The organism is Streptomyces sp. NPDC014861, from assembly GCF_043081625.1.
Taxonomy (GTDB): Bacteria; Actinomycetota; Actinomycetes; order Streptomycetales; family Streptomycetaceae; genus Streptomyces.
On record NZ_JBIBWV010000003.1, the window covers coordinates 239,496 to 266,016 of the forward strand.

Consider the following 26,521-nt stretch of genomic DNA (forward strand, 5'->3'; position numbering starts at 1 on the left):
ACATGGTCCGCCGCGTTCCCGGGGATCGGGCGGCCGGAGGCCGGGCCGACTGGACGCCGGCTGCCGGCCTAGACCGGCGGGGCGAGGAAGCAGCCGCGGTCGGGGTCGTTGAACGACTCCTTCGCGACGAGCTCGTTCATCGCGTTGGCGGTGCCCCACTGGTCGGTGACCTCGGGCTGCGAGAAGTCGTAGACGTGGGGGTGCCAGGTGTCCTCGTCGAGGTTCTCCAGCTCGGTGGTGTACTCGACGGTGTTGCCGTGCGGGTCGAGGAAGTAGGTGAAGGTGTTGTCACCTGCCATGTGCCGGCCCGGCCCCCAGATCTTCGTGTGACCGGCCCGCAGGACCCGGCCCGAACCACGCATGTACTCGTCGATGCCGCGCATCTCGAAGGAGATGTGGTGCAGGGAGGTGTGCGGGCCCTTCGCCAGCGCCATCGAGTGATGCTGCGAACTGATCCGCATGAAGTGCATGACCTCGCCCATGTGGGGCGAGCTGAGCGTGTCGGACAGCCGGAAGCCGAGGTGCCGCTCGTACCAGGCGCGGGTGCGCTCCAGGTCGGGGGAGTTGAGCACGACGTGCGACAGCTTGACCGGGATCGCCTCCTTCTCCTCGATCCTGCGGTGCCGGCGGACCGCGACGTCGGCGGAGACCTCGATGGTGCGGCCGTCGACGTCGAAGAAGCGGAAGCCGTAGCCGCCGCCGGGGGTGTCGACCGTGCCGGGCTGCGAGATCAGCTGCACCCCGCCGGCCAGGAGCTGCTCGGCGAGCGTGTCCACGTCGGCCGGGGTCGCGGCGCCGTAGGACACCAGGTCGAGACGCTTCTCGTCGGCCTTGCGCAGCCGGACGACGTACTGCTCGGGGCTGCCCTCGGCGGCGAGGAAGGAGATGCCGGAGTCCTCCGCGACCTTGGTCAGCCCCCACACCCCGGCGTAGAAGTCGAGCTGCTTGTCGTAGTCGGGCACGGCGAGGTCGACGTGCCGCAGGTGGGTGAGCAGGCGGTTGTTCGTCATGGGATGCCTCCTCAGGCGGGGGAGAGGTTGAGCAGGGCGGCGGCGTTGCCGCCGCGGACGGCGTGGAGGTCGGCCTCGGACAGGTCCGCCGCACGCAACGCGCCGACGGGGTCGTCGGACCCCATGTCGAAGGGGAAGTCGGAGCCGAGCACCACCCGGTCCGCGCCGACCGTTTCGATCAGCGCCCGCAGCACCTTCGGGTCGTGCACGAGGGAGTCGAAGTGCAAGCGCCGCAGGTAGGTGCTGGGCAGCTCGGCGCAGCCGGCCGACGCGTCGGCCCGGGCCCGCCAGGCGTGGTCGCTGCGCCCGATGTGGGTGGGCAGGTATCCGCCGCCGTGGGCGGCGACGATCTTCAGCGCGGGGTGCCGGTCGAGGACGCCGGAGAAGATCAGGTGCGAGAGGGCGACGGCGTTCTCGGTGGGCTGGCCCACGGTGTTGGACAGGTACCAGCGGTCGAGGCGCTCGTCGAGGGTGCAGCCGAAGGGGTGCAGGAACACGATCGCTCCGGTCTCCTCGACGCGCGCCCACAGCGGCTCGTAGACCGGATCGGACAGCTCCCGGCCGGGGGCGTGGCTGGAGATCTCCACGCCGGCGAGCCCTTGGTCCAGCGCGTGTTCCAGGGCGGGAACGAGGAGCTCGGGGTGCTGGAGCGGAACCAGTCCCAGCCCCTTCAGCCGGTCGGGTGCCGCCGCGATGTGTGCTGCGGTCGCCTCGTTGGCCAGGCGGTGGATCTTCTCCGCCGTATCCGCGTCCGCCCAGTAGTGGTAATGCGACGGCGAGGGACTGACGAGCTGCACGTCGACGCCCTGCGAGTCCATCCGGGCGAGCCGGACGGCGGGGTCGGTCAGGGCCGGAATGCGGTCGCGGACCATGGGGCCGCTGACGGCAAGGGCATCGGGACCGTTGCGGCGGGCGTCGAGCGCCTTGGCCTCGGCGTGCCCCGGGAGGCCTGCGACGAGGGCCTCGATCTGCGGCAGCAGGACATGGGCGTGGACGTCCACGGTCGGCGCGGTCACGGGAGCTCCCTGAGCATGGTCATGGTGCGGGCCATCAGCCCGGGCACGTCGGCATCACGGACGCCGTCGAGCTGCCACTGGCCGATCTGTACCGAGCCCTCCACGACCGGGCGGACCCGTGCGATCCGGCGTTCGTAGTAGGCCTGGAGCAGTGCGTCGTCCCAGGTGTCCGCGGCGATCAGCATCTGGGCGAGGACCCAGGAGTCCTCCAGGGACAGCGCCGCGCCCTGTGCCATCGTGGGCGGGCAGCAGTGGGCGGCGTCCCCGACGAGCACGACCCGCCCGCGGTGCCAGGCCCCTTCCACCAGCAGCCGGTCGAACCACGTGTAGTTGACCTTCGCCGGGTCGGTGATCGTCGCGGTGATCTCCGGCCACGCGCCCCCGTAGGCCGAGGCGAGGCGGGTCATCTCCTCGGCGTAGGACTCGGGGGGTATGGAGGAGCGGTCGCGGTTCTTCTCGACGACGTACGCGTACAGCGTGGTGTCGCTGGTGGGGCAGTAGCCGGCGATGAACGCGGGGCCGCCGTAGGCGAGGTCGGTGTGCTGGACCTCGGCGGGCCGGGGGGCGGCGACGCGCCAGATGGCCATGCCGGTCGGCTCGGGCTTGTCGGTGATCCCGATCCGCGCCCGCGTGGCGGAGCCCAGCCCGTCGGCGGCGATCACCAGGTCGTAGCGGTGCTCGCTGCCGTCGCCGAACCGGACCGAGACACCGGCTGCGTCCTGGTCCACGATCGTGGCGGTCGTGCCCAGGCGGACGTTCGCGCCACTGGCGCGGACGGCGTCGATCAGGATCTGCTGGAGCCGGGGGCGCTGCATGCCGAGGGTGGCGGGCAGGTCGTCGCCGCCGGTGCGCAGGTCGCGCTGGACGTGCAGGACGGTGCCGTCGGGGGTGGTGATGCCGACCGATCCGAAGGGGAAGCCGGAGGCTTTCACCTCGTCCCAGACGCCGAGTTCACGCAGGACGCGCAGGGCGTTGCCCTGGAGGGTGATGCCGGAGCCGGCGGTGGCGTTCCAGTCGTCCTTCGCCTCGACGAGGTCGACGTCGATCCCGGCGCGGCGCAGCAGGATCGTGGCGGCGTTACCGGCCGCTCCGCCTCCGACGACCAGGACTCTGCGGGGGGTGCTGCTCATGGGGAACTCCCTTGTTCCTCGGGCTGTGGGCCCCGGGACTACTTGACGGCGACGGGGTTGACGGGAGACCCGACGGCTCCGGTGATGGGCAGGGGGGCCGCGGTGAGCCAGAACTCATACACGCCGTCGGCCGCGCAGTCCTCGGCGAGGGCCTCCAGGTCCCACATCTCGCCGATCAGCAGGCCGATGTGCGGGATGACGACCTGGTGCAGGGGCTGGAAGGCGTGGTCGAACTCGTTGGGCCGCACCTCGAAGCCCCAGGTGTCGGTCGCGATCGCCGCGATCTCGCTGCCGTGCAGCCAGGACGCGGTGGTGAACGACAGACCGGGGGCGGCGCCGCCGGCGTAGTCGCCCCATCCGTCCCGCCGTACGCGGGCCAGCTGGCCGGTGCGGACGAGGACGATGTCGCCGCGCCCCACCGTGACGCCGTGGGCCCGGGCCGCGGCCGTCAGGTGCTCCTCGGTGATCGCGAACCCGTCCGGCAGCTCGCCGTCCTCGCCCGCGACGCGACCGACATCGAGGAGCACGGCACGGCCGGCGATGTGCGGGGCCATGTGCTCGATGCCGGTGACCTGGTCGCCGTCGGAGGTGACGACCTGCTCGGCGGGACGCCCGTTCCACGCCTTGCCGTGGTCGAAGATGTGGCCGAGCCCGTCCCACTGCGTGGAGCACTGCAGCGGCATCGCGATCACGTCGTCGGCGCCGCCGATGCCGTGGGGGAGACCCTGGTTGCCCAGGGCCGCGTCCGTTCCGGTGTCCAGCATGGTGTGGACCGGGTTGGTGCGCCGCCGCCAGCCCTTCTGCGGGCCGTTGATGTCGAAGCGCTGCGAGAGCGAGAAGCTGACGCCGCGCCTGACGAGCGCCGCACCTTCCCGGCGCTTGGCCTCGTCCAGGAAGTTCACGGTGCCCAGCCGGTCGTCCCGCCCCCAGCGGCCCCAGTTGGAGCACTCCTCGGCGGCCTGGGCGATCGCGCCCTCGGGATCGGTACGGTTCACGACTCCTCCGCGAGACATCGGGTGCGCTGAGCACCGAGACCGGTGATGGACGCGTCCATGACGTCGCCGTGGCGCAGCAGTCGGCCCCAGTGCATGCCGTTGCCCGCGGGGGAACCGGTGAGCACGAGGTCGCCGGGCAGGAGCCGCGCGCTCTGAGAGGCGTAGGAAACCATCCGGGCGACGTCGAAGATCATGTCCTTGGTGGATTCGTCCTGCATGACCTCGCCGTTGAGCTTGAGGGTCAGTTGCAGGTCGCCGGTGTCGCCGACGGACTCGGCCGGCACGATCCACGGCCCCAGCGGGGTGAACCCGGGCGCGTTCTTGCTGCGCAGCCAGTCCGTTCCGATCTGCGGCATGTCCCTGCGGAACACCGTCGCCCGGTCGGTCAGGTCGTTGGCGATCGTGTACCCCGCGACGTACTCCAGCGCCTCCTCGACGGAGACCTGATGGGCGGGACGGCCGATCACCGCGACCAGCTCCAGCTCCCAGTCGGGCTTCGCCGCCCACGCCGGCAGGGTGACGTCGTCGTAGGGGCCGGTGACCGAGCTGGGCAGCCCGATGAACACGTAGGGCAGGTCCTCGGCGGCGCGGCGGTCCATGATCTCGGCCGCTTCCGCGCGCCGCTCCTCCTCGGAGCGGTCGTCGTCCGGTGCCCGGTGAGCGACGTGCAGGTCGATGACGTGCCGACGATAGTTCGCGCCGGACTGGAAGATCTGCCGCGGCGCGACGGGCGCGAGCACGCGAAGGCCCTCCAGCGGGCACCGTACGGGCCCGGTGTCGGAGGCCAGCTCGCGCAGCCGGGGGAGAACGTCCGTCCAGCGCTCCAGCAGACCCCGCATCGTCAGCGCCGGGTCGGACAGAGCCGTCCGCAGGTCCAGGACCTGCCCCTCGCGGTCGATGAGACCAGGGAAAGCCGGGCCGCCGGCGGCCGAGAAAGTACCGAGAGCGAAAGGCCCCGAGAAAAGCTCGGAAGCGGATTCAGGTTTCACCGACATGTCCTCCTGATTGCGATGGGACTAATCTGGACCCGCCCTACGCAATCAGGGAAATCGATTATATGGATCCTTGGCATTCACCCAACAAATAGTCGCTGACCGACTCGTACCCAAGGGAGGCAATCCCGTGAATCTCGCCCGCCTCGACCTCAACCTCGTCGTCGCCCTCCGCGCCCTTCTCGAAGAACGCAACGTCACGAAAGCGGGACAGCGCGTCGGCCTCAGCCAGCCCGCCATGAGCGCCGCCCTGGGCCGGCTGCGCCGCCACTTCGGCGACGAGCTCCTGTCCAGGGTGGGCAGCCAGTACGAACTCACCGCCCTGGGCCAGGTCCTCCTGGACCGCACCGCCACCGCCTACGACGTCCTCGAACGGCTCTTCACCAGCCAGGCCGCCTTCGACCCGGCGACCGAGACGCGCGAATTCCGCCTCGTCGCCTCCGACTACGCTGTCGACGTCTTCGGCGTGGAGCTCGCCCGCGTCATCCACGACGAAGCCCCGGGAATCCGCCTGCGCTTCACCCGCACCCCCATCACCGTCGTCGATGACACCGCCAGCCTCCTCAGCGCCACCGACGGACTCCTGATGCCCCACGGCGTCATCAGCGACTTCCCCGCCACCGACCTCTACGACGACCGGTGGGTCTTCGTCGTCGCCGACGACCACCCCAGCGTCGAGGACCGCCTCACCCGCCAGGACCTCGCCCGACTTCCCTGGGTGACCTACCAGCGCACCTACGACGCCCCCGCCGTGCGCCAGCTCGGCATGCTCGGCATCGAACCCCGCGTCGAGGTCTCCGTCGACAGCTTCCACGCCCTGCCCGCCCTCGTCGCCGGCACCCGCCGCATCGCCCTCGTCCAGGCGCGCCTCGCCCGCCTCATGGCCCCCCTGGCCCCCGTCCGGCTCCTCGAACCCCCATACGAGGCCGTCCCCCTCCGCGAAGCCCTGTGGTGGCATCCGGTCCACACCCACGACGCCGCCCACATCTGGCTCAGGGAGACCGCGGCCCGTGTCGGCCGACGCATCGCCGACACCTGAACGGCCGGCACGGACGAAACACACCCATGGCTCCGAAAACCCTGGTCAACCCCCATCCACCCGGTGGATCCGACCCATCGTGAACATGGATGACCAGGGGGGTGGGCACCACGCCCACCGGCACGCATAGTCGAGGGCACCTCCGCCCCCGGTCCCGGCACCTCTGCGCCGACCCCTGCCGTCACCGACCGGGCGCCCCCGCCTCCCTCGCGCTCTGGAGTGCCGTCGTGCCCGCACCGCTCGCACCGCCGTCCCCCGACCGCCTCGGCGCCCCCGCCGGGCGCCTCCCCGCCGCCGTCCTCATGACCGGCAGCTGCCTGCCCGTCCTCGGCGCCGTCCTCCTCGCCCCCGTCCTGCCCCGCATGCAGGACCACTTCGACGACGTGCCCGGCAGCGCGGCCCTCGTCCCCGTCGTCCTGACGATCCCCGCGCTGGCCCTCGCCCTCCTCGCCCCGTTCGCCGGCATGATCGTCGACAGGCTCGGCCGCAAGCGTCTCCTCATCGCCGCCACCGCGCTCTACGCGGTCTTCGGCACGGCGCCGCTCTGGCTCGACTCCCTGCACGCCATCCTGATCAGCCGCATCCTCGTCGGCGTCACCGAAGCCGCCATCATGACCGCCTGCACCACCCTCATCGGCGACTACTACAGCGGCCAACTCCGCGACCGCTACCTCGCCCTGCAGACCATGTGCGCCTCCGCCTCCGCCACCCTCTTCTTCCTCCTCGGCGGAGCCCTCGGAGCCGCGAACTGGCGCGCCCCCTTCTGGCTCTACGCCGTGGGTCTGCTCATCGCCCCCGTCATGGCCCGCGTCCTGCCCGACCCCGCTCCGCCCGCCCACGACGGCAAGCCGCAGCCGCAGGCCGCCCCCCGCTCCTTCCCCGTACGCCGCATGGCGGGCATCTGTCTCCTCACCGTCTTCGGAGCCGTCGTCTTCTACACCGTCCCCGTCGAGATGGCCTACCTCCTCGACGACCTGGGCACGGACTCCACCGGCACCATCGGCGCCGTCACCGCCGTCGCCAGCGCCGCCACCGTCCTCGGCTCGGTCCTCTTCACCCGCCTCGCCCCGCACCGGCGGCCCATGCCGGCGCTCCTCGCCCTGTGCGCACTCGGCTTCCTCCTGATGGGACTCGCCGACGACCTGCCCCTGCTGATCGCCGGCGCCGTCCTCAACTGCGTCGGCACCGGCATGCTGCTCCCCTCGCTCGTGACCCGAGCGATGGCCCGGCTGGACTTCGCCGACCGCGGCCGCGGCATGGGGTTGTGGACCGCGGCCTTCTTCCTCGGCGAATTCCTCTGTCCCCTGGCTCTGCTGGCCGGCAAGGAGGCGGTCGGCAGCCTCGCGGCCGCCGTCGGCGTCCTCGGTGCGGTGACCGCCCTGCTCGGCGCAGCCCTGCTGCCCCTGGCCCGACGCCCAGCACACTCGGTCGTACCGGTCGGCGACCGGTGATGACGCTGTCCTGCGACGCAGGCGCGCCCAGTCCAGAGGGCCGTACCGCGATACCGGGCGCCGGCACTTCGTGAGCGTGAACCTGATAGCCCGTCCGGGCCGTCTGCTCCGTGAGCAGACGGCCCGGAAGCATGCCCGCTCCGTCTGCGGGCTCCCGTACCGGCAGCCGCCGCACCGGCGCCGGCGGAGACCCGGCGTCGGCCCGTCGCGGCGGCCGGGCCCGTTCGGGGCAGGTCCGTACCTAGCGCATGCGCGGGGCCCCGGTGCTGCGTCGCACCACCAGCCGGGGAGTCATCGTGGTCCGCATGGCCCGGTCCCGCCTTCCTTCGACCCGCTCGATCAGCATCCTCGCGGCCGTCGCTCCCATGGTGTGTCCGGCCTGATCGACGCTGGTGAGCTGGACAGGCGCGAGCGAGGCGATCGCGGTGTTGTTGTAGCCGACGAGGGAGACGTCCGCCGGGATCGACAGGCCCAGTTCGTCGGCGGCGCGGTAGACGCCGAGCGCCGCGACGTCGGCGCCGGTCAGGATCGCCGTGGGCCGGTCGGGCCCGGACAGCAGGGCGACGCCGGCCGCATGGCCGCCGTCGTCGGAGTACGCGGCGTGGTGAACCCGTGCGTGCCCGGCGAGACCATGACGGTCCATCGCCCGCAGGTATCCGTCCGCCAGCGCGATCTCCGGAGTCCGCTGCCAGCGACCGGTCTTGCTGCCCGCCGCCGCGACCAGGGCGATGTCCCGATGGCCGAGCGCGACGAGGTGGTCGACCACCAGCCCCGCGCCGACATCATCCGCGTCGACGACGGAGTCGTGGACGTCGGAGGCATCGTGGTGACCGATGACCACCGTGGGTGTCACCTGTGCCGTCGCCAGAACCTCGGCACGCGGGGTTCCGGGGGCGATCAGGACCAGGCCGTCCATCTGACGGTCCACCAGCGAGCGGATCGTGCGCGCCTGTTCGTCGGCGCCGAATCCGGCCGCACCGATCAGCACGGTGTACTCGCTGTCCTGCAGCTCCTCGTGGATGCCGTCCAGGATGTCGGCGAAGAAGGCGTTGCGGACGTTGTCGAGCAGAACGCCGATCGTGTACGTCCTGCCGCGCATCCCCCGCGCGGCGGCATGGGGCCGGTACCCCAGCTCCGCCATCGCCGTGCGGACCCGCTCCTGCATGGCCGGGCTCGCGCCGTAGGCGTTGCGCATGACCTTCGACACGGCGGCGGTGGACACGCCGGCATGGCGCGCGACATCGGTGATCGTCACCCGCTTGGTGTTCCTGGACGAGCTGTCCGGAGTCATGAAGGACCCCGCCTCCTTACACGTAGTGCAACGTTCTACACGCTTGGTCCTGAGGGGATCCCCTCATTCGGCCAGGCAAAGGCGATGTTACGCGTCTGTGTCTTGACGGCGCCAGAGGGATGGCGTCATGGTGTTGCCAGTTCAGATGGAGAACGTTCTACACGCTCCGTCTCTGCGCGGCCGGTTTCCCCGCCGCCCCTTGCGCCCGCTGAGCGCCCCTTCTTCTCTCACGATCCTGGGAGTCTCCAGTGCCCCACCGCACGATCCGCGCCCGCCGCCTCGCCCTCGCCTCGGCCGGCGTCATGTCCCTGACCCTCCTCGCCACCGCCTGCGGCGGCAGCGGCGGCGGCAGCTCCGCGGCGCCCAAGGACTTCAAGTACCTCAGCGTCACCGAGAACACGACCACCCGCACGGCGCTCACCACGCTCTCCACGAGCACCTGCAAGGCCGAGAACGAGGCGCTCCCCCTCAAGGTCGAGACCATCCCCCAGGCGCAGCTCGACCAGAAGCTCCAGCTCCTCGCCGGCCAGGACGCGCTGCCTCCGATGTTCGCCGCGGGCAACGCCCCCGCGCTGACCAAGCAGCTGGCCAAGGGCAACAAGGTCGCGGACATCGAGCTGGAGCTGAAGCGTCTCGGAGTGCTCGACCAGCTGGAGCCGGCCGCCGTCTCCACGATCAAGGCGCTGTACGGCGGCAAGCTGATGGCACTGCCGTACGAGTACAACATCGAGGGGATCTTCTACAACAAGAAGCTCTTCCAGGAGAACGGCATCGCCGTCCCCGGGACGTGGGACGCGCTCCTGACCGCCGCGGACAAGCTGAACGCCAAGGGCATCCAGCCGTTCTCCGCCTCCGGCGCCCAGGGCTGGCCCCTCACCCGCCTCATCAGCGGCTACCTGTACCGCAGCCTCGGGCCGGACGCCCTCGACAAGGTCGACGCCGGCACCGCCGAGCTGACCGACCCCGAGTACGTCAAGGCAGCTCAGGAAGTCGCCGCCCTCGGCAAGAAGGGCTACTTCGGCAAGGGCGTCGGCTCCATCGACTACGACACCGCGATGAACCAGTTCCTCACCGGCAAGTCCGGGATGTTCTACATGGGCAGCTGGGCCCTGGCGAACATCGCCGACCCCAAGCAGAACAAGGTCGGCGCCGAGAACGTCGGCTTCATGCCCTTCCCCGCAGTCAAGGGCGGCAAGGGTTCCATCGACCAGTACCCCTCCAACATCGGCCTGGCCGTCACCCTCGGCTCCAAGAGCTTCGACGACAAGACCGGCGCCTGGGTCGGCTGCATCGCCAAGAACTTCGGCAGCACCGCCCTCAAGAACCACGGCACCATCACCGGCTTCAAGGTGAACACCCCGGTCAAGGACACCAGCGAGGTCGCCGGCACCGTCCGCAGGACGATCAGCGGCTCGAAGCAGAACGTCCTGTGGTTCGAGGCGCTGTTCAGCACCAAGGCCACCACGATCAGCAACACCAGCGCCCCCGGCCTCGTCAACGGCAGCATCAGCCCCCAGAAGTTCATGGAGACCGTCCAGGACGCGCTCGGCAGCCAGTGACATCCCTTTGAGGCGGGCGGCCCGCCGGCCCAAGGCGCGCCGCCCGTCATCGTCTGGCCGGCCCTTCACAGAAACGAAGTGGACACCACTCATGCACCGCGTACTCGGTGACCGCAGGGCGATCATGATCCTGCTCGGTCCCGCACTCCTCCTCTACACCTTGATCATGCTCGTCCCGATGGTGTGGTCGCTCGGGTACTCCTTCACCGAGGGCAACTCCATCGAGGGCTTCACCGGCAGCGGCCTGGACAACTTCACCCGGCTCCTCGACGACCCGGCCGTCCACGACGCCCTCTGGTTCACCCTCAAGTACGCGGTCATCGTCACCGCCGGCCAGGTCATAGCCGGCTACCTCCTGGCCCTGCTCTACGTCTTCTTCCTCAAGAAGGCCTCCGCGCTCATCCGCACCCTGGCCTTCTTCCCCGTCATCCTGCCCACCGTCGCCGTCGGCCTGCTCTTCCAGAAACTCTTCCAGGTCGCCCCCCAGCCGGGCCCCGTCAACTCCCTGCTCAACGCCTTCGGCCTGGAGTCCATCGACTTCTTCGGCAACGCGGGCAGCGCCTTCTGGGTCCTGATCATCATGGACATCTGGCGGTCGATGGGCTTCTACGCCGTCCTGCTGTTCGCCGGGCTCGTCGACATCCCCGACGAGGTCCTCGAATCCGCCCGCCTCGACGGCGCCTCCGGCCTCCGTCTGATCCGCCACATCGTCCTGCCGCTCTCGCTGCCCGTCCTCATGTCGTCCCTGATCTTCAGCGTCAACGGCACCCTGAAGGTCTTCGACTCCGTCGTCGCCCTCACCAACGGCGGTCCCGGCACCGGCACCACCCCCCTGACCCTGTACATGTTCCAGTCGTCGTTCACCTACAGCGAGTACGGCTACGGCAGCACCATCGCACTGCTCCTCACCGTCGTCTGCCTCCTGGTGAGCCTGGCGGTCTACCGCGTCTCGCGGCGCGACAACACGGAGAGCTGAACGCCATGGCCATCGACACCCTCCACAGGACCACCGGCACCGGCCACAAGCGCCCGAAGCAGCCGCCGCTCCGCGCCGCCCGCAAGGCCGGCGGCCGGCTGTGGGTCCGGCTCGCCGTCGCCCTCCTCCTCGTCGTCGAGGTCTACCCGCTGATCTGGATGTTCCTGACCTCGGTCAAGTCCAACAGCGACTACCTCGACAACTCCACCTGGAGCCTGCCCACCACCTGGGAATGGGGCAACTACGCCGAAGCCTGGACCACCGGCAACATCGGCCTCTACGTCAAGAACAGCCTTCTGGCCGTCGTCCCCGCACTCGCCCTCATCCTCCTGCTCGGCACCGCGGCCGGCTTCGCCCTGCAGATCATGGTCTGGAAGGGCCGCAGCCTCACCCTCCTCGTCTTCCTCGCCGGCATGATGATCCCCCCACAGATGATCCTGCTGCCCCTGTTCACCATCTACTTCCAGACCGGCCTCTCCGGAACCCTGTGGCCGCTGATCCTCACCTACACCGGCACCGGCCTGCCCCTGACCGTCTTCATGATGGCCACCTACTACAAGACCGTCCCGCGCGAACTCTTCGAGGCCGCCACCCTCGACGGCGCCGGCATCCTGCGTGCCTTCTGGACCATCAGCCTCCCCGTGGTCCGCAACGCCCTCCTGACCGTCGGCCTGGTGCAGTTCTTCTTCATCTGGAACGACCTGCTGATCGCCCTCACCTTCACCAACAGCCAGGACCTGCGCACCGTCCAGGTCGGCCTGCTGAACTTCACCGGCGACTTCGGCGCCACCCAGTACGGCCCCCTGTTCGCGGCCATCTGCATCAACGTCTTCGGCACCCTCGTGATCTACCTCTTCCTCAACCAGAAGGTCATGAAGGGGCTCACCTCGGGAGCGGTCAAGGGCTGAGCACCCGCCCACCGGCCCACCTCCCGAGCACACGAAAGGCCCTTTCCCTTGCACCCCCATCCGCCCTCCCCGGTGCGCTTCGAGCACCTCACGGACGGTCTCGGCATCGGCACCGCCGCCCCCCGGCTCTCCTGGACGCCCGCCGCCGAAACCGGCGACCAGCACGCCTACGAAGTCGAAGTCGAACGCCACGGCCACACCCGCCGCACCGGCCGTGTCACCGGTTCCGACCACGTCCTCGTCGCCTGGCCCGCCGAGCCGCTCGCCTCCCGCGAGCGCGCCGTCGTCCGCGTCCGCACCTGGTCGGCGGGCGACGGCGAGCCGTCCGCGTGGAGCGAGCCCAGCTCCGTCGAGGCCGGTCTGCTCGCCGCCACCGACTGGTCCGCCGTCCCCGTCGGCGCCGCCTGGGAGGAGGACCCCACGGCGGAACGCCGCCCGGCCCGCGTACGCAAGCACTTCCGCGCCGACGCCAAGCCGATCCGGCGCGCCCGCCTTTACATCACCGCCCACGGCCTGTACGAGGCCGAAGTCAACGGCGTCCGCGTCGGCGACGAGGCCCTCGCCCCCGGCTGGACCGTCTACCCCCACCGGCTCCGCTACCGCACCCACGACGTCACCGCCCTCCTCACCCCCGGTGCCAACACCGTCGGCGCCTGGCTCGGAGACGGCTGGTACCGGGGCAAGTACGGCTTCGACGGCGGCACCCGCAACATCTACGGCACCGACCAGTCCCTCATCGCCCAGCTGGAGATCACCTACACCGACGGCACCACCACCGTCGTCGCCACCGATCACACCTGGCACGCGGCTCCCGGACCCCTCCTGACCAGCGGCCTGTACGAGGGCGAGACCTTCGACGCCCGCCTCGACGACGCCGACTGGGCCACCCCGACCGCCTCACCGGACGGCTGGACCCCCGTACGCACCGGTGGCAGGGACCCGGGGACCCTCGTCGCACCCGACGGGCCCCCGGTCCGCTGCACCGAGGAGATCGCACCGGTCTCGATCACCCGCACCGCCGACGGCCGCCACCTGCTCGACTTCGGGCAGAACCTCGTCGGCCGCCTGCGTGTCACCGCCGACGGCCCCGCCGGCACCACCCTCACCCTCCGGCACGCCGAGGTGCTCCAGGACGGGGAACTCGCCACCCGCCCCCTGCGCGAGGCCTACTCCACCGACACCCTGATCCTGCCCGGCACCGGCCCCTACACCTGGGAGCCCCGCTTCACCCTGCACGGCTTCCGGTACGCCGAGATCTCAGGATGGCCCGGCGAGCTCGCCCCGCAGGCCGTCACCGCCCGCGTCCACCACACGGACATGCGCCGCACCGGCTGGTTCGAGTGCAGCGACCCGATGGTCAACCGCCTCCACGAGAACGTCCTGTGGAGCATGCGCGGCAACTTCGTCGACATCCCCACCGACTGCCCCCAGCGCGACGAACGCCTCGGCTGGACCGGCGACATCCAGGTCTTCGCCCCCACCGCGAGCTTCCTCTACGACTGCGCCGGCATGCTCGACTCCTGGCTCACCGACGTCGCACTCGAACAGCTCCCCGACGGCACCGTCCCCTGGTACGTCCCCGTCATCCCCGGCGAACCGATGTGGACCCCCATCCAGCCCGGAGCCGCCTGGGGCGACGTCGCCACCCTCACCCCCTGGACCCTGTACCAGCGCTTCGGAGACCTCGAACTCCTGCGCCGCCACTACCCCATGGGCAAGCGATGGGTCGACCTCGTCGAAAGACTCGCAGGCCCCGACCGGCTCTGGGACACCGGCTTCCAGCTCGGCGACTGGCTCGACCCCGCCGCCCCGCCCGACGATCCCGCCGCCGGCCGCACCGACCGGTACCTCGTCGCCACCGCCTACTTCGCCCACTCCGCCCGCCACCTCTCCCGAGCCGCCCGCGAACTGGGCGACACCGCCGACACCGCCCGCTACACCGCACTGGCCGATGAGGTCACCACGGCCTTCCGTCGCCGCTACCTCCACCCCGACGGCCGCCTGACCAGCGACAGCCCCACCGCCTACGCCCTCGCGATCACCTTCGACCTCCTGGACGCGAGCCGACGCCAGACCGCCGGCGACCGCCTGGCCGAACTCGTCGAACAGGACGGCGCCCGCATCGCCACCGGCTTCGTCGGCACCCCCCTCATCTGCGACGCCCTGACCGACACCGGCCACCTCGACACCGCCTACCGACTCCTGCTCCAGACCGAGTGCCCGTCCTGGCTCTACACCGTCTCCCTGGGCGCCACCACGATCTGGGAACGCTGGGACAGCCTCCGCCCCGACGGCACCCTCAACCCGGGAGGCATGACCTCCTTCAACCACTACGCCCTCGGTGCCGTCGCCGACTGGCTCCACCGGGTCGTCGGCGGCATCGAAGTCACCGCACCCGGTGCCCGGACCCTCGTCTTCCGGCCCCGCCCCGGAGGCGGGATCACCTGGGCACGCACCCGCCACGAGACACCCCACGGCACCGCCTCCCTGTTCTGGGAGACCACCGCGGACGGGATGAAGGCAGAGATCACCGTCCCCCCGAACTGCACGGCCCTCGTCGACCTGCCCGGCGGCGAACCCCGCACGCTCGCCCCGGGCACACACATCCTCCACCCCTCAGACGCCACTCCGAAATAGCGAGCGATATCTCAAGAATTCGAGCGCGCCCGGCATGGATTTCTCACCATGCCGGGAACGCGTGTATGGGCACGGAAAGAGCGTGGCTTCATCCATGCGATCGATGAGGGCTATTCGGTAGGTGCATGGTGATGTGGAAGTGTCTCGGCAGGACCTCGCTGAAGACTTTTACTGCCTTGAACGAGCGGGGTGTCTGTGCAGCTCAGAGTGTCTGTGCCGAATTAGTGGAACCTCACGGGTTGACCGGGGATACCCGTGGTCATATTTTTCGGCTTGCGTGAAGTGCTGATTGAAGCGCCTGAAATTCCTGGAGGCTCCCGCGGGACTCGGGAAGGCTTTCCAGGAGGGTGCTCAGCAGCCTGGCGTAATACCCACGGGCTGGAGAACAGCAGCCGATTCTGCGGCGCCAGCCCCTCCGCCCCCACCGTCCGGAGAGTCGCCGTGAACCGACGTACCTTCCTGTCCGCCGCCATCGCCACAGCGGCAGTCGCCACCCTGACACCTGGAGCCACCATTCAGGCCTTCGCCGCCACCGATCCCCGCGCCTTCGACCGCGCCGACGCCCTCCTCGCACGGATGACGGCCGCCGAGAAGGAGGCGCTCGTCCGATGCGACTTCGCCTCGCTGGCCCACCTCGGCATCCCCGCGCTGGCCATGGTCGACGCCTCCGCCGGACTGCGGGGCGAGCAGAACGTCACCGCCTTCCCCGTCCCCCTCGCGCAGGCCGCGGCCTTCGACGAGGACCTGGCCCGCCGCATCGGCACCGCCATCGGCACCGAAGGACGCGCCAAGGGCTACAACACCCTCCTCGGCCCCACCATCGACCTCACCCGCACCTGGCACTTCGGCCGCCAGGCCGAGAGCCTCGGCGAGGACCCGCTGCTCGCCGGCCGGCTCGGCGCCGCCCTCACCACCGGCATGCAGAGCCGTCAGGTCACCGCCACCGTCAAGCACTTCGCCGCCTACACGCAGGAGGTGAACCGCTTCTTCACCGACACCCTGGTGTCCGACCGGGCCCTGCACGAGACCTACCAGAGGCCCTTCCGCCAGGTGATCGCCGCGGCCCCCACCACCTCGGTGATGATGGCCTACCCGAAGATCAACGGCACCTTCGCCACCGAGAGCCCCGCACTCTTCGCCGATGTCAAGAACCGCCTCGGCCTGCAGGGCTACACCGTCCCCGACTTCTGGGCCGGCGCCGACCAGGTCGCCGCCGCCAAGGCGGGCATGGACCTCGCCGGCCTCGGACCCGCCGGAGTCAAGCTGGCCCCCGGCGCGCTCACCGACGGCTCCATCCCGGCCGCGCGCCTGAACGACGCCGCCCGCCGCATCCTCCTCACCATGTTCGCCAACGGCCTCGTCGACAACCCCCTCCCTGCACCGGCCCAGGACGTCAGCACCGCCGAACACAAGAGCCTCGCCCACGAGGCGGCCGTCGGCTCCACCGTCCTGCTCACCAACCGCGCCGCGGCCCTTCCCCTGCCCGCCACCCTGAGGTCCGTCGCCGTCATAGGCCCCGCGGGCACCGACGCCCTCACCGGCGTCGCAGGCTCCACCTACGTCGACCCCGGCGCCTGGACCACCCCCCTCCAGGCCATCAAGGCCCGCGCCGGCAGCACCATCACCGTCACCCACGCCCAGGGCACCACCGGCGACATCCCGCTCACCACCGTCCCCTCCACTGTTCTGCGCACCCCCGGCGGAACCGCCGGCCTCACCGGCCGCTACTACGCCTCCGCCCAGCCCACCGGCACCCCGGTCGCCGCTCGCACCGACGCCGTCGTCGACTTCACCAGCACCCCGGTCGAGAGCCTTCCCACCGTCTGGTCCGCGACCTGGTCAGGCACCCTGACCCCGACCCACACGGGCCTGCACCGCTTCTCCCTCCTCCCCGCCGGCACCGCCACCCTCAAGATCAACGGTGTCACCGTCGTCTCCGGCTCCCGAGGCACCCGCCGCTTCTTCCTCGGCACCCACGACTACCCCCTCCAGGGCACCATCGAGCTCACCGCCGGCCGGGCCGCGACCGTCGAGCTCACCTACGACAACGCCGACGCCGACCCGGACGCCATGGGGCAGAGCACCTGCGGACTCACCCTCGGCTGGCAGCCCGTCTCCCTCATCCCGGCAGCGATCCAGACCGCCCGCGCCGCCGACGCCGCCATCGTCTTCGTCAACCGCATGGCGGGCGAGGCGATGGACCACGAGCAGCTCACCCTCCCCGCGGACCAGAACCGACTCATCACCGCCGTCGCCGCCGCCAACCCCCGCACCATCGTCGTCCTGAACACCGACGGCCCGGTCGCGATGCCCTGGCTCGGCGACGTCGAAGGCGTCATCCAGGCCTGGTACGGCGGCCGAGGCATGGGCACCGCGCTCGCCGCCGTCCTCTTCGGCGACAGTGACCCCTCCGGCCGGCTCCCCGTCACCTTCCCCGCCGGCACCGCGCAGGGCCCCGGCGCCACCCCCGCGACCTACCCCGGCAAGAACGCCACCGTCTCCTACGACGAGGGCACCGCCATCGGCTACCGCTACTACGACGCCAAGGGACAGCAGCCCCTCTTCCCCTTCGGGCACGGCCTGTCGTACACCTCCTTCGCCCACGGCTCCCTGGAAGCCTCGTACGACACCGTCGCGAAGACGGCCACCGTCTCCCTCACCGTCACCAACAGCGGCACCCGCCAGGGCACCGACGTCGTCCAGGTCTACGCGACCCTCCCGGCCGCGGCCGCGGCGGAACCGCGCCGCCTCGTCGCCTTCCGCAAGATCGCCCTCGCTCCCGGTGCCAGCCAGCGCCTCACCTTCACCATCCCCGCCGACGACCTCACCATCTGGAGCGCCGGCACCTGGAAGCTCGTCCCCGGCCTCCACACCTTCGCGAGCGCCCGCGACTCCCGCACGATGACCGCACAGCGGGCTGTCGCCATCGACTGACCGACGCGGAGGGCCGGCGGGCCCGACAGCTGACGTCTGCCGGCCACCTGCCGACGTCAGCTGTCGACGCCCGGCCGTAACGCCTCAGCGCCTCCGGCCTTCGTGACCGCGCGCTCAGCGACTTCAGGCCGGCACCGACCCGGCACGGGAACAAGCATCACCCCCCGAAGCAGGGCGCAATGCGCATACGCGGCACCGGCCCGCGGAGGGCGGGCCGGCGCCTGTGCGCAGCCCTGGCGGGGAGGGCATGGTGGTGGCCCGCATGCCGGGGCGGTGAACTATGGTGTGCAGCCACATACACGCGTGACCAGGGGGTTTCTACGGTGTGGCGACACGAACACGTCCCCATCACCTGCTCGGAAGTGGTGCACATGGCCGCCGCAAGACCCACTGCCACGTCCCCCGGATCCATCAAGCGCATCGTCGCCGCCAGCCTCATCGGCACCACCATCGAGTGGTACGACTTCTTCCTCTACGGATCGGCCGCCGCGCTCGTCTTCAACACGCTGTTCTTCCCCAGCGCCGACCCGCTCGTCGGCACCCTGATCGCCTTCATCACGTACGCCATCGGGTTCGCCGCCCGTCCGCTCGGCGGCATCGTCTTCGGGCACTACGGGGACAAGATAGGCCGCAAGAAGCTCCTCGTCCTCAGCCTCCTGATGATGGGCGGCGCCACCTTCGCGATGGGCCTGCTGCCCACGTACGAGACGATCGGCATCGGCGCGCCGATCCTGCTGACCGTGCTGCGCCTGATCCAGGGCTTCGCGCTGGGCGGCGAGTGGGGCGGCGCCGTCCTCATCGTCTCGGAGCACGGCGGCGACAAGCACCGCGGCTTCTGGGCGTCCTGGCCGCAGGCCGGCGCCCCCGGCGGCAACCTGCTCGCGACCGGCGTCCTGGCGCTGCTGGCCGCCGTCCAGTCCGAGTCCGACTTCCAGGCGTGGGGCTGGCGCATCCCGTTCCTGCTGTCCGGCCTGCTCGTCGTGATCGGCCTGTGGATCCGCGTCTCCGTCTCCGAGTCCCCGGTCTTCCTGGAGGCCCAGGCGAAGGCCGAGGCCGCGGCCGCCTCGGGCGTCAAGGAGGAGGCCCCGGTCGTCGAGGTCTTCCGGCGCAGCTGGCGCGAGGTGCTGTCGGCCATCGGCACCCGCTTCGGCGAGAACATCTCGTACTACATCCTCACCTCCTTCCTCCTCGTGTACGTCACCCTCCACCTGGAACTCCCCAAGAGCACCGCGCTGAACGCCGTCCTCATCGGCTCCGCGATCCACTTCGTCACCATCCCGCTGTGGGGCGCGCTCTCCGACCGCATCGGCCGCCGCCCGGTCACGCTGATCGGCTCCGTCGGCATGGCGGTGTGGGCGTTCGCCTTCTTCGGCCTCGTCGACTCGAAGTCGTTCGTCGTGATCACCCTGGCCGTCACCGCCGGCCTGCTGCTGCACGGGGCGATGTACGGCCCCCAGGCCGCCTTCATCTCCGAGATGTTCGACACCAAGGTCCGCTACTCCGGCGCCTCGATGGGCTCCCAGCTCGCCTCGATCGTCGCCGGAGCCCTCGCCCCGATCATCGCGGTCGAACTGCTGAAGGAGTACGACTCCTCCACCCCCATCGCCGTCTACCTCTGCGTGGCGGCCGTGGTCACCACCATCACCGTCGCCGTCACCCGCGAGACCCGCGGCCGTGACCTGGCCCGCGGCCGGGACGAGCAGCCGGCGGCAGCGCAGCCCGTCGTCACCGCGGGCGACCGCGCCTGACCCCGCGGCACCACGGGCCCGGTCCGCCGCCCCCTCCCGGGAGGGAGGACGGCGGACCGGGCCGTGCGTCCCCCCACTTCCTTCTCCGCACCCCCATACCTCCACCCTCACACCCCCTGGCATCACCGCGAGGAGCCCCATGACCACCGGCCGCCGCACCGACGCCCGGACGTCCCCGTCCACCGAGGCGGCCCGCCGCATGCTGGACCTGCTCGCCGCCGACGCCCCCGCCGAGACGGTCGCCGCCCAGCCAGCCCGCTCCCGGGCCGACGGCGCCGGCCCCGCGGAGCTCGCGTGGATCGAGGAGACCACCCAGGTCGCCCTGTCGGTCCGACGCGTCCTCGACCAGTACCGCCGCCGCGAGGCCGAACTCGTGGCGCTGTTCGACACCGCCGGCGACCTCGCCCGGCTGCGGGACCTCGACGCCGTGCTGCGCGCCATCGTCCGGCGGGCCCGGACGCTCCTCGGCTCCGACGTCGCCTACCTCACCCTCAACGACCCGGCCGCGCGGGACACGTTCATGCGCGTCACCGAGGGCTCCGTCTCCGCCGCCTTCCAGCAGCTCCGGCTCGGCATGGGCGAGGGCCTGGGCGGCCTCGTCGCGCAGACCGCCCGCCCGTACGCCAGCACCGACTACCACGGCGACCGCCGCTACCGGCACACCGGCGCTATCGACGACGGCGTGGCCGAGGAAGGGCTCCGCGGCATCCTCGGCGTCCCGCTGCGCCTGGGCGAGGAGGTGATCGGCGTCCTCTTCGCGGCGGACCGCACCCCGCGCGAGTTCACCCCCGACGCGATCGCCCTCCTCGCCTCCCTCGCCGACCACGCCGCCGTCGCCATCGACAGCGCACGCCGACTGGAGGCCACCGGTTCCGCGCTGGCCCGGCTCGAAGCCGCCAACGCCACCGCCCGCGCCCACAGCGAGGCCCTGCACCAGGCGTCCGACGCCCACGACCGGCTCTCGAAGCTGGTGCTGCGCGGCGCCGGCACCGACGAGGTCGCCGCCGAGATCGCGGCCCTGCTCGGCGGGGGAGTGGCCGTCCACGACACGGACGGCAGCGAACTCGCCCGGGTCGGCACCGGACCCGTCACCCCCTCCACCGCCAGCCTGGCCGCCTCCCGCACCGAAGGTCGCGCGGTCCGCGCCGACGGCGTCTGGACCTGTGCCGTCCTCGCCGGCGCGGAACCGCTGGGCAGCATCGTCCTCACCGGCCGCGGCGACCTTCCGGAGGCCGACCGCCGCCTCTTCGAACGGTCGGCGCTCGTCACGGCGATGCTCCTGCTCGTCCGCCGCTCGGTCGCCGAGACCGAGGACCGGGTACGCGGCGAGCTCCTCGACGACCTCCTCGCCGGTCCCGCCTCCTCCGCGCACTGGGACGGCGGCAGCCTCGCCCTCCGGGCCCGCAGGCTCGGCCTCGACCTGACCCGGCCGCACGCCGTCGCCGTCCTCGACTGCGCACCCGCCCTGCGCTCCCGGCTCGCCGCCGAGAACGCCCGCACCGCCCGCCGGCTCGGCGGGCTGGCCGGCACCCGCCACGGCCACGCCGTCCTGCTCGCCCCCTGCGACCGGCCCGGACTCCTCGCCCACGGCCTCGCCGCCGACCTCACCCGGGCCGTCGGAGCACCCGTCACCGTGGGCGCGGCAGGCCCCGGCACAGGCCCCGACCAGCACGCGGCCCGCCACGCGGAGGCCGTGCGCTGCCTCACCGCGCTCCACGCCCTGGGCCGTACCGGCGAGGGCGCCGACATCGCCGACCTCGGCTTCATCGGCGTCCTCCTCGGCGACCGGGCCGACATCGGCGCGTACGTCGAACGGGTCCTCGGCCCCGTCCTCGCATACGACACCGAGCGCGGCACCGAACTCGTCCGCACCCTGCACGCCTACTACGACCAGGGCTCCAGCCTCTCCCGCGCCAAGGACGCCCTCCACGTCCACGTCAACACCGTCGTGCAGCGCCTCGACCGCGTCGCCCAGCTCCTCGGCGCCGACTGGAACACCCCGGCGAGCGCCCTGGAGATCCACCTGGCGCTCCGTCTCCACCACCTCAGCCGCGGCGGCACCGGGACGTTCCCGTCGCGGTGATCGCGGTCGTACCTGCCCGGCTGGAGCAGGTGGAGTCCGACCACGCAGGGCCCACGACCCACGGCGCCGGCCTCGTCGTCCGGCACCTCGCCGCCCGCGCCGAGAGCGCCAACCCCGTCCTGATCCAGGAGGGTCACGCCGCAGCCTGCCGCGAACGGAGAGGCTGAGAGATCGAGCTAGCCCCGGTGGCCGAAGAACTCGACCTCGGCCAGGGCCAGATGGCGGCCTCGGGCCGTGCCGTAGGCGGTCTCGGGCGTGATGCGGACGTGGGTCACCTTCGAGCCGCGCAGGGTGAGGGTCTGCTGGCCCGGCTGGTCCTTGAGGGTGAGGCGGCGGGTCCTGGTGTCGCCGTCCGCCGACACCAGTTCCACCAGGATGCGGGCCGGGCGGGCCTGCGTCAGGAACTCGTCCTTCTTCGCCGAGGTGCCCGCGAAGACCACCAGCTTCGTCACCCGGACCCCCGGGAGCGGGAAGTCGGCCTCCAGCGTCGCACCGGGCTCGGGTGCCGCCCAGTAGCGGTTGCTGAAGCCGTCGAAGGCCGCGGTCGCCGGATGGTCCTTCAGCGACCGGGAGGCGCGGACGGCCGACGGCGGCAGCGACTCGGGCGGGCTCGTCTCCTCGCGCGCCAGGCCGAGGAGGCGTCCCGCGTGCGGCAGGCCGAACCAGAGGCCCGCGGCCAGGAGGACGAGCACCAGCGGCAGGACGATCCGGGGCCTGCGCCGGGACCGGCGCGGACGGGTGCCCGCGAGCGGCGCCTGCCGCCCCCGGCGGCGCGGCAGTCGGCGCCACCACGGCGGCGTGGCCGCGGGAACGGGCCCCGGAGCCAGCGGCAGCGCGCACCGTACGCACAGGGTGCGGGCGGCCTCGTTCCCCGTACCGCAGCCGGGGCACCGGACCGTCGAGGCGACCGGCTCCGCGGGCGAGTCCTCGACGGACTCCGGCGGCGGTGTGTCGGGCGGCGGTCCCGGCGCCGGCTCGTCGGTCTCCACACCGGGCCGCCGCGGCCCGGCCGGCGCCACCGCCTCGACCGGAGCGGCGGGCGGTGGCGGGGGATGCGGTACGGAGGCGGGCAGGGCGGCGGACGGTGGCGGTACAGGACGGGACGCGGGCGGCGGCGGAACGACCTCCGGAGCGGTCTGCGGTACGGGCCGGGCGGCGGACGGCGGCGGTACGGCCTCCGGAGCGGTCCGCGGTACGGGGCGGGAGACGGGCGCCGGAGTCGGAGCGGGCAGCGCCGGCGGAGGCGCCTGCGCGGGGCCCGTACCGGAGTCCCTGACCGGCGCCGTGGCGGGGGCCGCGACCGGCGCCGTACCGGCGTCCGCGACCGGCGCCGCACCGGAGTCCGCGACCGGAACCGTGGCGGGGGCCTCAGGTCCCCTCTCGTCCTCCCAGTCCAGGAACGCCCCGCAGGAGTCGCAGAACGGCGTCCCGGGTGCGTTGCGCCGGCCGCAGGTCGCGCAGGTCATCTCGTACCCCCGGGCATGAGCTCCAGCGTGAGGCCGACGTGGGCGGGGAGTTCCGCGGCGATCAGTTCCTCCAGACGGGCCCGGTGGGCACGGGCCGGGTCCGGGAGGGCGATGCGGACCGTGACCCAGGGGCGGCCGGTGCCGGGGAGGGGCGTGCCGGGAGTGGGGGACCAGACCGTGCCGCCGCTCTCGGCCAGTTCGACGCGGGCGCCGCCCGTCTCCAGGCGGAGCGCCTCCGCGAGGCCGTGGAGCGTGCCGCGCGCCCGGTGCCGGTCGACGGCGCCGAGGACGGCGGCGCGGCGGCGTTCCGGGGGGATGTCCTCGTGGAGCTCCGCGGCCACCCAGCCGGCCAGCCAGTCGAGGAAGTCCTCGGGCGCGGTGCGCGGGTCGAGGTGCGCGGGCAGGTTGTCCAGGCTGAGCAGCACCGGTGCGAGGACCTCGTCGAGCGCGGCGAGGAAGCGGGTGAGGAAGTCGTGCTCCAGGTAGACGGCGGGCAGGAGGTCGATGAGCGGGTGGGGGCTCGGCAGCCCGGGGACGTCGGTGCGCACGGCGGTCAGACCTCCCGGACCCGCAGTTGGTGCTCGTACGAGAAGACGAGGGCGTGCCGGTCGAGCGGGATCCGCCCGTCGGGGACCTCGGTGCGCTGACCGGTGACGGGGTCGGCGCGGTAGAGGCGCACGGTGTCGACCAGGTCGACGCCGGGGACCCGCTGGAGCACCGCGTACGCCTCGCCCGTCTGGACCGGGCGGCCGAAGGGCCAGCCGTCGCCGGTGGGGCCGCCGGTGAGGGCGTTGAAGTAGGCGTCGAGGGCCGCGAGGGCCTTCTCCCGGACGCGTTCGGTGGTGGCGCCCCGGCTCGCCTGCACGGTCGCGACGAAGGTGACGCCCTGGTAGAACGGCGGCTCGACGACCAGCCTCGCCCCGACGGGGCGGCGGGCGTCCAGATGCTGCGCGATCCGTTCGAGGGTGCGGGGCGGCGGGATCAGTTCGTCGAAGGCGATCCGGCCGTGGGCGTCGCCGCGTCCGGACGGCACGACGAGCAGGCGGACGCCCGCCTCGCCGTCCTCGGGGACGCAGTGCACGCGGGCCGCGTCAGGGGCCACCTCGCGGGCCAGGAGTTCGTAGTCGCGCGGGACGACGGCCCGTTGCAGTGTCCGGAGGGTGAGCGGGCCGCGGATCCGGGCGCTGTCCACCGTCTCGCCGTCGACGCCGCCGAGGGCCGGCCGACGGTTCTCGACGCGTGCCACGAACGGCACGGTGCCGCGCAGCACCCGCAGCGTGGAGCGGGCGACGTTCCCCCGGAGGCCGCCGCCGGTGCGGTAGGCGCGAACTCGGACGGTCGCCCCCTTCGCCGGGACGGCGCCGAAGTTCCGCAAGCTGCCATCCCGTTCGCGGACGGCCGGTCCGAAGTCGACGCGTCCGGTGCCCTCGTCGAGGGTGAAGTGCCGGTCGAGCGGGCCCGAGTGGGCGAAGTCGTCGACCCGGGTCCAGGGCCGCTCGGAGTCGTCGCCGGCGTCGGGCGACGCCACCTCCAGGGTGAACTCCCCCGGTACGACGGGGGACCGGTCGACCGTGAAGGACTGGCCGGCCACCCCCTCGGCCGTCCCCAGGACCTCGTCGGTGATCCGCTCGGCGTGCTCGGCGGCCACGGTCGCCCCGATGGTGAAGGCCGTGATCCCGCGGACCACCGGGGGCGCCACGTACGTCGGCTGGTCGGCGGCCGCCGCCACGAGCCGGCAGCGCAGCCAGCCGCCGGGCCGCCGCACGACGCTCAACGCGGTGTGCGTCGCCGGCAGGTGCAGGATGAGCTCTCCGGAACGGTTGAAGCCACCCGTGTCGTCCTTCTCGATCTCGCAGGCCTCCCACCGCCGCCCGTCCCACGCCTCCCACACGAGCGGCGGGCGCAGCGGGTCGACGCCCACGCCCTGCACGCCGCAGTCCAGGCGCAGTGCCACCACTCCGGCGGGGACGGCCGTCGACAGGCCGACGTAGAGGGCGTCGCCGACGGCGGGCACGGCGGAGAAGCAGGGGACGTCGCGGCCGAGGCCGAGGTCCCCGGTGCGGTCCACCGGATCCGCTCCCGCGCCCGCCCCCGCGGCCGTGGCGGGCAGCGTCGCGAGGGCCGCGTACGCGCACGGCACGATGGACAGGTCCCGGGTGGTGCCGAAGACCACGGCCGGCTCCGTCTCGGTGCGGACCGTCGCCACCTCCGTACCGGCCCGCACGAACACCGGCTCCGGCTGGGGCGCCGACAGGCGGAACGTCACGTCGGTGCCGGCGGCGGTCGGCGGGTGGAGTCGTACGCCGATCAGGTCCAGGAAGGCGCGGTAGCTCTTCTCGGGCACCCGGTTCACCCGGTAGACGAGCTGGTCGACCATGGTCGCGAACGCCTCGATGAGGGTGACGCCCGGGTCGGACACGTTGTGGTCCGTCCACTCCGGGCAGCGCCGCTGCACCAGCCTCTTGGCCTCGTCCACCAGGCTCTGGAAGTGCCGGTCGTCCAGATGGGGGCTGGGCAGGGTCATGAGCGGTCCTCCTCGGGACCGCCGGGCCGGGACGTCCCCGGGCCGGGCGGCGGGGCGGTGTCGTGACGGGGGATCACATAGAACGGGAACACCAGGTTCCGGGGGTCGTTGGCGCCGCGCACGGTGTAGCCGATGTCGATGTACAGAACGCCGTTGTCGACCTCGTCGAAGCGGACCGCGACCTCCGTCACCTCGATCCGCGGCTCCCACCGCTCCAGCGCGAGCCGCACCTCGTACGCGAGCTGCCCCGCCGTGCCCGCGTCGGCCGGAGCGAACACGTAGTCGTTGACGGCACAGCCGAACTCGGGCCGCATCGGCCGCTCCCCGGGCGAGGTCGCGAGGATGAGCCGGATCGACTCCTCCAGCTCCCGCTCGCCCCGGACGAGCGCGATCGACCCGGTGGCGTCCGTGCGCGGCGGGAAGGCCCAGCCCGCGCCGATGAACTCCTGGCCCATGGTTCTCCTCAGCCTCCGATCAGGACCGACGAACAGCCCGACACGATCGCCGAGCCGCACCCCGACCGGTCGCCGACCCGGGCGGCCGGGCGGCCCCCGATCAGGACCGTCGCGGATCCGGGCGGCGCGAGCGGGGACGGCGGGTGGGCCGCGGGCGAGGAGCACTGGTGAGCGGTGCCGACCGTCGCGGCGGGCTGCCCGCCGATGAGGACCGACGACACGCCCGGTGGGCCGATCACCCCCGGATGCACGGTCGGGTCGCCGACCCGTGCGGCGGCGGCTGCCTGTGCCATGGATCCCCCTGTGT

General features: G+C 72.1%; 21 protein-coding genes. 10 read left to right on the forward strand and 11 right to left on the reverse strand.

The genetic code is table 11. The annotated features are described in order from the left end of the window. Positions 1 to 68 precede the first annotated feature (68 nt). From ACF1BN_RS07780 to ACF1BN_RS07800, 5 genes are read right to left on the reverse strand one after another with little or no spacing between them, the layout of a single operon-like run. A complete protein-coding gene (locus ACF1BN_RS07780) occupies positions 69 to 1,010 on the reverse strand; it encodes a VOC family protein (RefSeq protein WP_392330688.1) in 942 nt (313 codons plus the stop codon). Between the two features lie 11 nt (positions 1,011 to 1,021). Further along, entirely contained in the window at positions 1,022 to 2,026 is a 1,005-nt protein-coding gene (locus ACF1BN_RS07785) for an amidohydrolase family protein (RefSeq protein WP_392330689.1), read from the reverse strand. Next, positions 2,023 to 3,156 carry an FAD-dependent oxidoreductase gene (locus ACF1BN_RS07790; protein ID WP_392330690.1) on the reverse strand — a complete coding sequence of 378 codons (1,134 nt, stop codon included), beginning with the start codon at positions 3,154 to 3,156 and terminating at the stop codon, positions 2,023 to 2,025. Before ACF1BN_RS07790 ends, ACF1BN_RS07785 begins: the two co-directional genes overlap by 4 nt. A 38-nt stretch (positions 3,157 to 3,194) precedes the next feature. Beyond that, complete coding sequence (locus ACF1BN_RS07795; RefSeq protein ID WP_392330691.1) at positions 3,195 to 4,169, reverse strand: cyclase family protein; 975 nt, start codon at positions 4,167 to 4,169, stop codon at positions 3,195 to 3,197. Then, positions 4,148 to 5,146 (reverse strand): fumarylacetoacetate hydrolase family protein, encoded by a 999-nt coding sequence (locus ACF1BN_RS07800; RefSeq protein WP_392330692.1) that lies wholly within the window; start codon positions 5,144 to 5,146, stop codon positions 4,148 to 4,150. Before ACF1BN_RS07800 ends, ACF1BN_RS07795 begins: the two co-directional genes overlap by 22 nt. Before the next feature lie 127 nt (positions 5,147 to 5,273). On the opposite strand from ACF1BN_RS07800, the gene ACF1BN_RS07805 reads away from it, so the two are divergent. Both ACF1BN_RS07805 and ACF1BN_RS07810 read left to right on the forward strand, forming a co-directional pair. Next, positions 5,274 to 6,182: a LysR family transcriptional regulator gene (locus tag ACF1BN_RS07805; RefSeq protein WP_392330693.1), complete on the forward strand. Its 909-nt coding sequence runs from the start codon at positions 5,274 to 5,276 to the stop codon at positions 6,180 to 6,182. An 89-nt stretch (positions 6,183 to 6,271) separates the two neighbouring features. Then, positions 6,272 to 7,633: an MFS transporter gene (locus ACF1BN_RS07810; RefSeq protein ID WP_392330694.1), complete on the forward strand. Its 1,362-nt coding sequence runs from the start codon at positions 6,272 to 6,274 to the stop codon at positions 7,631 to 7,633. Positions 7,634 to 7,874: 241 nt separating this feature from the next. Here the strand turns inward: ACF1BN_RS07810 and ACF1BN_RS07815 are convergent, their stop codons facing one another. Then, positions 7,875 to 8,924: a LacI family DNA-binding transcriptional regulator gene (locus tag ACF1BN_RS07815; protein ID WP_392330695.1), complete on the reverse strand. Its 1,050-nt coding sequence runs from the start codon at positions 8,922 to 8,924 to the stop codon at positions 7,875 to 7,877. A gap of 248 nt (positions 8,925 to 9,172) precedes the next feature. Here ACF1BN_RS07815 and ACF1BN_RS07820 point away from each other — a divergent pair, with 248 nt between their 5' ends. From ACF1BN_RS07820 to ACF1BN_RS07855, 8 genes are all read left to right on the forward strand, one after another. Next, a complete protein-coding gene (locus tag ACF1BN_RS07820) occupies positions 9,173 to 10,483 on the forward strand; it encodes an ABC transporter substrate-binding protein (protein ID WP_392330696.1) in 1,311 nt (436 codons plus the stop codon). Positions 10,484 to 10,574: 91 nt separating this feature from the next. Beyond that, positions 10,575 to 11,459 carry a carbohydrate ABC transporter permease gene (locus tag ACF1BN_RS07825; RefSeq protein ID WP_392330697.1) on the forward strand — a complete coding sequence of 295 codons (885 nt, stop codon included), beginning with the start codon at positions 10,575 to 10,577 and terminating at the stop codon, positions 11,457 to 11,459. A gap of 5 nt (positions 11,460 to 11,464) precedes the next feature. Next, a complete protein-coding gene (locus tag ACF1BN_RS07830) occupies positions 11,465 to 12,367 on the forward strand; it encodes a carbohydrate ABC transporter permease (protein WP_392330698.1) in 903 nt (300 codons plus the stop codon). A gap of 48 nt (positions 12,368 to 12,415) precedes the next feature. Then, positions 12,416 to 15,004: a family 78 glycoside hydrolase catalytic domain gene (locus tag ACF1BN_RS07835; protein ID WP_392330699.1), complete on the forward strand. Its 2,589-nt coding sequence runs from the start codon at positions 12,416 to 12,418 to the stop codon at positions 15,002 to 15,004. A 441-nt stretch (positions 15,005 to 15,445) separates the two neighbouring features. Then, on the forward strand, positions 15,446 to 17,938 hold the full coding sequence (locus ACF1BN_RS07840) for a glycoside hydrolase family 3 protein (RefSeq protein WP_392330700.1): 2,493 nt from the start codon (positions 15,446 to 15,448) through the stop codon (positions 17,936 to 17,938). Between the two features lie 371 nt (positions 17,939 to 18,309). Then, positions 18,310 to 19,686 carry an MFS transporter gene (locus ACF1BN_RS07845; RefSeq protein WP_392330701.1) on the forward strand — a complete coding sequence of 459 codons (1,377 nt, stop codon included), beginning with the start codon at positions 18,310 to 18,312 and terminating at the stop codon, positions 19,684 to 19,686. 139 nt (positions 19,687 to 19,825) lie between these two features. Continuing rightward, on the forward strand, positions 19,826 to 21,769 hold the full coding sequence (locus ACF1BN_RS07850; RefSeq protein ID WP_392330702.1) for a helix-turn-helix domain-containing protein: 1,944 nt from the start codon (positions 19,826 to 19,828) through the stop codon (positions 21,767 to 21,769). Beyond that, the gene (locus ACF1BN_RS07855) at positions 21,766 to 21,936 is read left to right on the forward strand and encodes a hypothetical protein (RefSeq protein WP_392330703.1); all 171 of its coding nucleotides are present in this window, start codon (positions 21,766 to 21,768) and stop codon (positions 21,934 to 21,936) included. Before ACF1BN_RS07850 ends, ACF1BN_RS07855 begins: the two co-directional genes overlap by 4 nt. A gap of 9 nt (positions 21,937 to 21,945) precedes the next feature. Here the strand turns inward: ACF1BN_RS07855 and ACF1BN_RS07860 are convergent, their stop codons facing one another. From ACF1BN_RS07860 to ACF1BN_RS07880, 5 genes are read right to left on the reverse strand one after another with little or no spacing between them, the layout of a single operon-like run. Then, positions 21,946 to 23,235 (reverse strand): NADase-type glycan-binding domain-containing protein, encoded by a 1,290-nt coding sequence (locus ACF1BN_RS07860; RefSeq protein WP_392330704.1) that lies wholly within the window; start codon positions 23,233 to 23,235, stop codon positions 21,946 to 21,948. Then, positions 23,232 to 23,783, reverse strand: a complete 552-nt coding sequence (locus ACF1BN_RS07865) for a phage tail protein (RefSeq protein ID WP_392330705.1) — start codon at positions 23,781 to 23,783, stop codon at positions 23,232 to 23,234. Before ACF1BN_RS07865 ends, ACF1BN_RS07860 begins: the two co-directional genes overlap by 4 nt. A 5-nt stretch (positions 23,784 to 23,788) precedes the next feature. Next, on the reverse strand, positions 23,789 to 25,759 hold the full coding sequence (locus ACF1BN_RS07870; RefSeq protein WP_392330706.1) for a putative baseplate assembly protein: 1,971 nt from the start codon (positions 25,757 to 25,759) through the stop codon (positions 23,789 to 23,791). Further along, positions 25,756 to 26,214: a GPW/gp25 family protein gene (locus ACF1BN_RS07875; RefSeq protein ID WP_392330707.1), complete on the reverse strand. Its 459-nt coding sequence runs from the start codon at positions 26,212 to 26,214 to the stop codon at positions 25,756 to 25,758. Before ACF1BN_RS07875 ends, ACF1BN_RS07870 begins: the two co-directional genes overlap by 4 nt. 8 nt (positions 26,215 to 26,222) lie before the next feature. Continuing rightward, the gene (locus ACF1BN_RS07880) at positions 26,223 to 26,507 is read right to left on the reverse strand and encodes a PAAR domain-containing protein (protein ID WP_392330708.1); all 285 of its coding nucleotides are present in this window, start codon (positions 26,505 to 26,507) and stop codon (positions 26,223 to 26,225) included. Positions 26,508 to 26,521: the final 14 nt, after the last annotated feature.

Bases quoted from the DNA above. Each gene is read 5' to 3' on its own strand.
- ACF1BN_RS07795 (WP_392330691.1), bottom strand. From the start codon at position 4,169: ATGTCTCGCGGAGGAGTCGTGAACCGTACCGATCCCGAGGGCGCGATC.
- ACF1BN_RS07790 (WP_392330690.1), bottom strand. From the start codon at position 3,156: ATGAGCAGCACCCCCCGCAGAGTCCTGGTCGTCGGAGGCGGAGCGGCC.
- ACF1BN_RS07870 (WP_392330706.1), bottom strand. From the start codon at position 25,759: ATGACCCTGCCCAGCCCCCATCTGGACGACCGGCACTTCCAGAGCCTG.
- ACF1BN_RS07810 (WP_392330694.1), top strand. From the start codon at position 6,272: ATGACCAGGGGGGTGGGCACCACGCCCACCGGCACGCATAGTCGAGGG.
- ACF1BN_RS07845 (WP_392330701.1), top strand. From the start codon at position 18,310: ATGGCCGCCGCAAGACCCACTGCCACGTCCCCCGGATCCATCAAGCGC.
- ACF1BN_RS07850 (WP_392330702.1), top strand. From the start codon at position 19,826: ATGACCACCGGCCGCCGCACCGACGCCCGGACGTCCCCGTCCACCGAG.
- ACF1BN_RS07860 (WP_392330704.1), bottom strand. From the start codon at position 23,235: ATGACCTGCGCGACCTGCGGCCGGCGCAACGCACCCGGGACGCCGTTC.
- ACF1BN_RS07780 (WP_392330688.1), bottom strand. From the start codon at position 1,010: ATGACGAACAACCGCCTGCTCACCCACCTGCGGCACGTCGACCTCGCC.
- ACF1BN_RS07800 (WP_392330692.1), bottom strand. From the start codon at position 5,146: ATGTCGGTGAAACCTGAATCCGCTTCCGAGCTTTTCTCGGGGCCTTTC.
- ACF1BN_RS07830 (WP_392330698.1), top strand. From the start codon at position 11,465: ATGGCCATCGACACCCTCCACAGGACCACCGGCACCGGCCACAAGCGC.
- ACF1BN_RS07815 (WP_392330695.1), bottom strand. From the start codon at position 8,924: ATGACTCCGGACAGCTCGTCCAGGAACACCAAGCGGGTGACGATCACC.
- ACF1BN_RS07875 (WP_392330707.1), bottom strand. From the start codon at position 26,214: ATGGGCCAGGAGTTCATCGGCGCGGGCTGGGCCTTCCCGCCGCGCACG.
- ACF1BN_RS07880 (WP_392330708.1), bottom strand. From the start codon at position 26,507: ATGGCACAGGCAGCCGCCGCCGCACGGGTCGGCGACCCGACCGTGCAT.
- ACF1BN_RS07825 (WP_392330697.1), top strand. From the start codon at position 10,575: ATGCACCGCGTACTCGGTGACCGCAGGGCGATCATGATCCTGCTCGGT.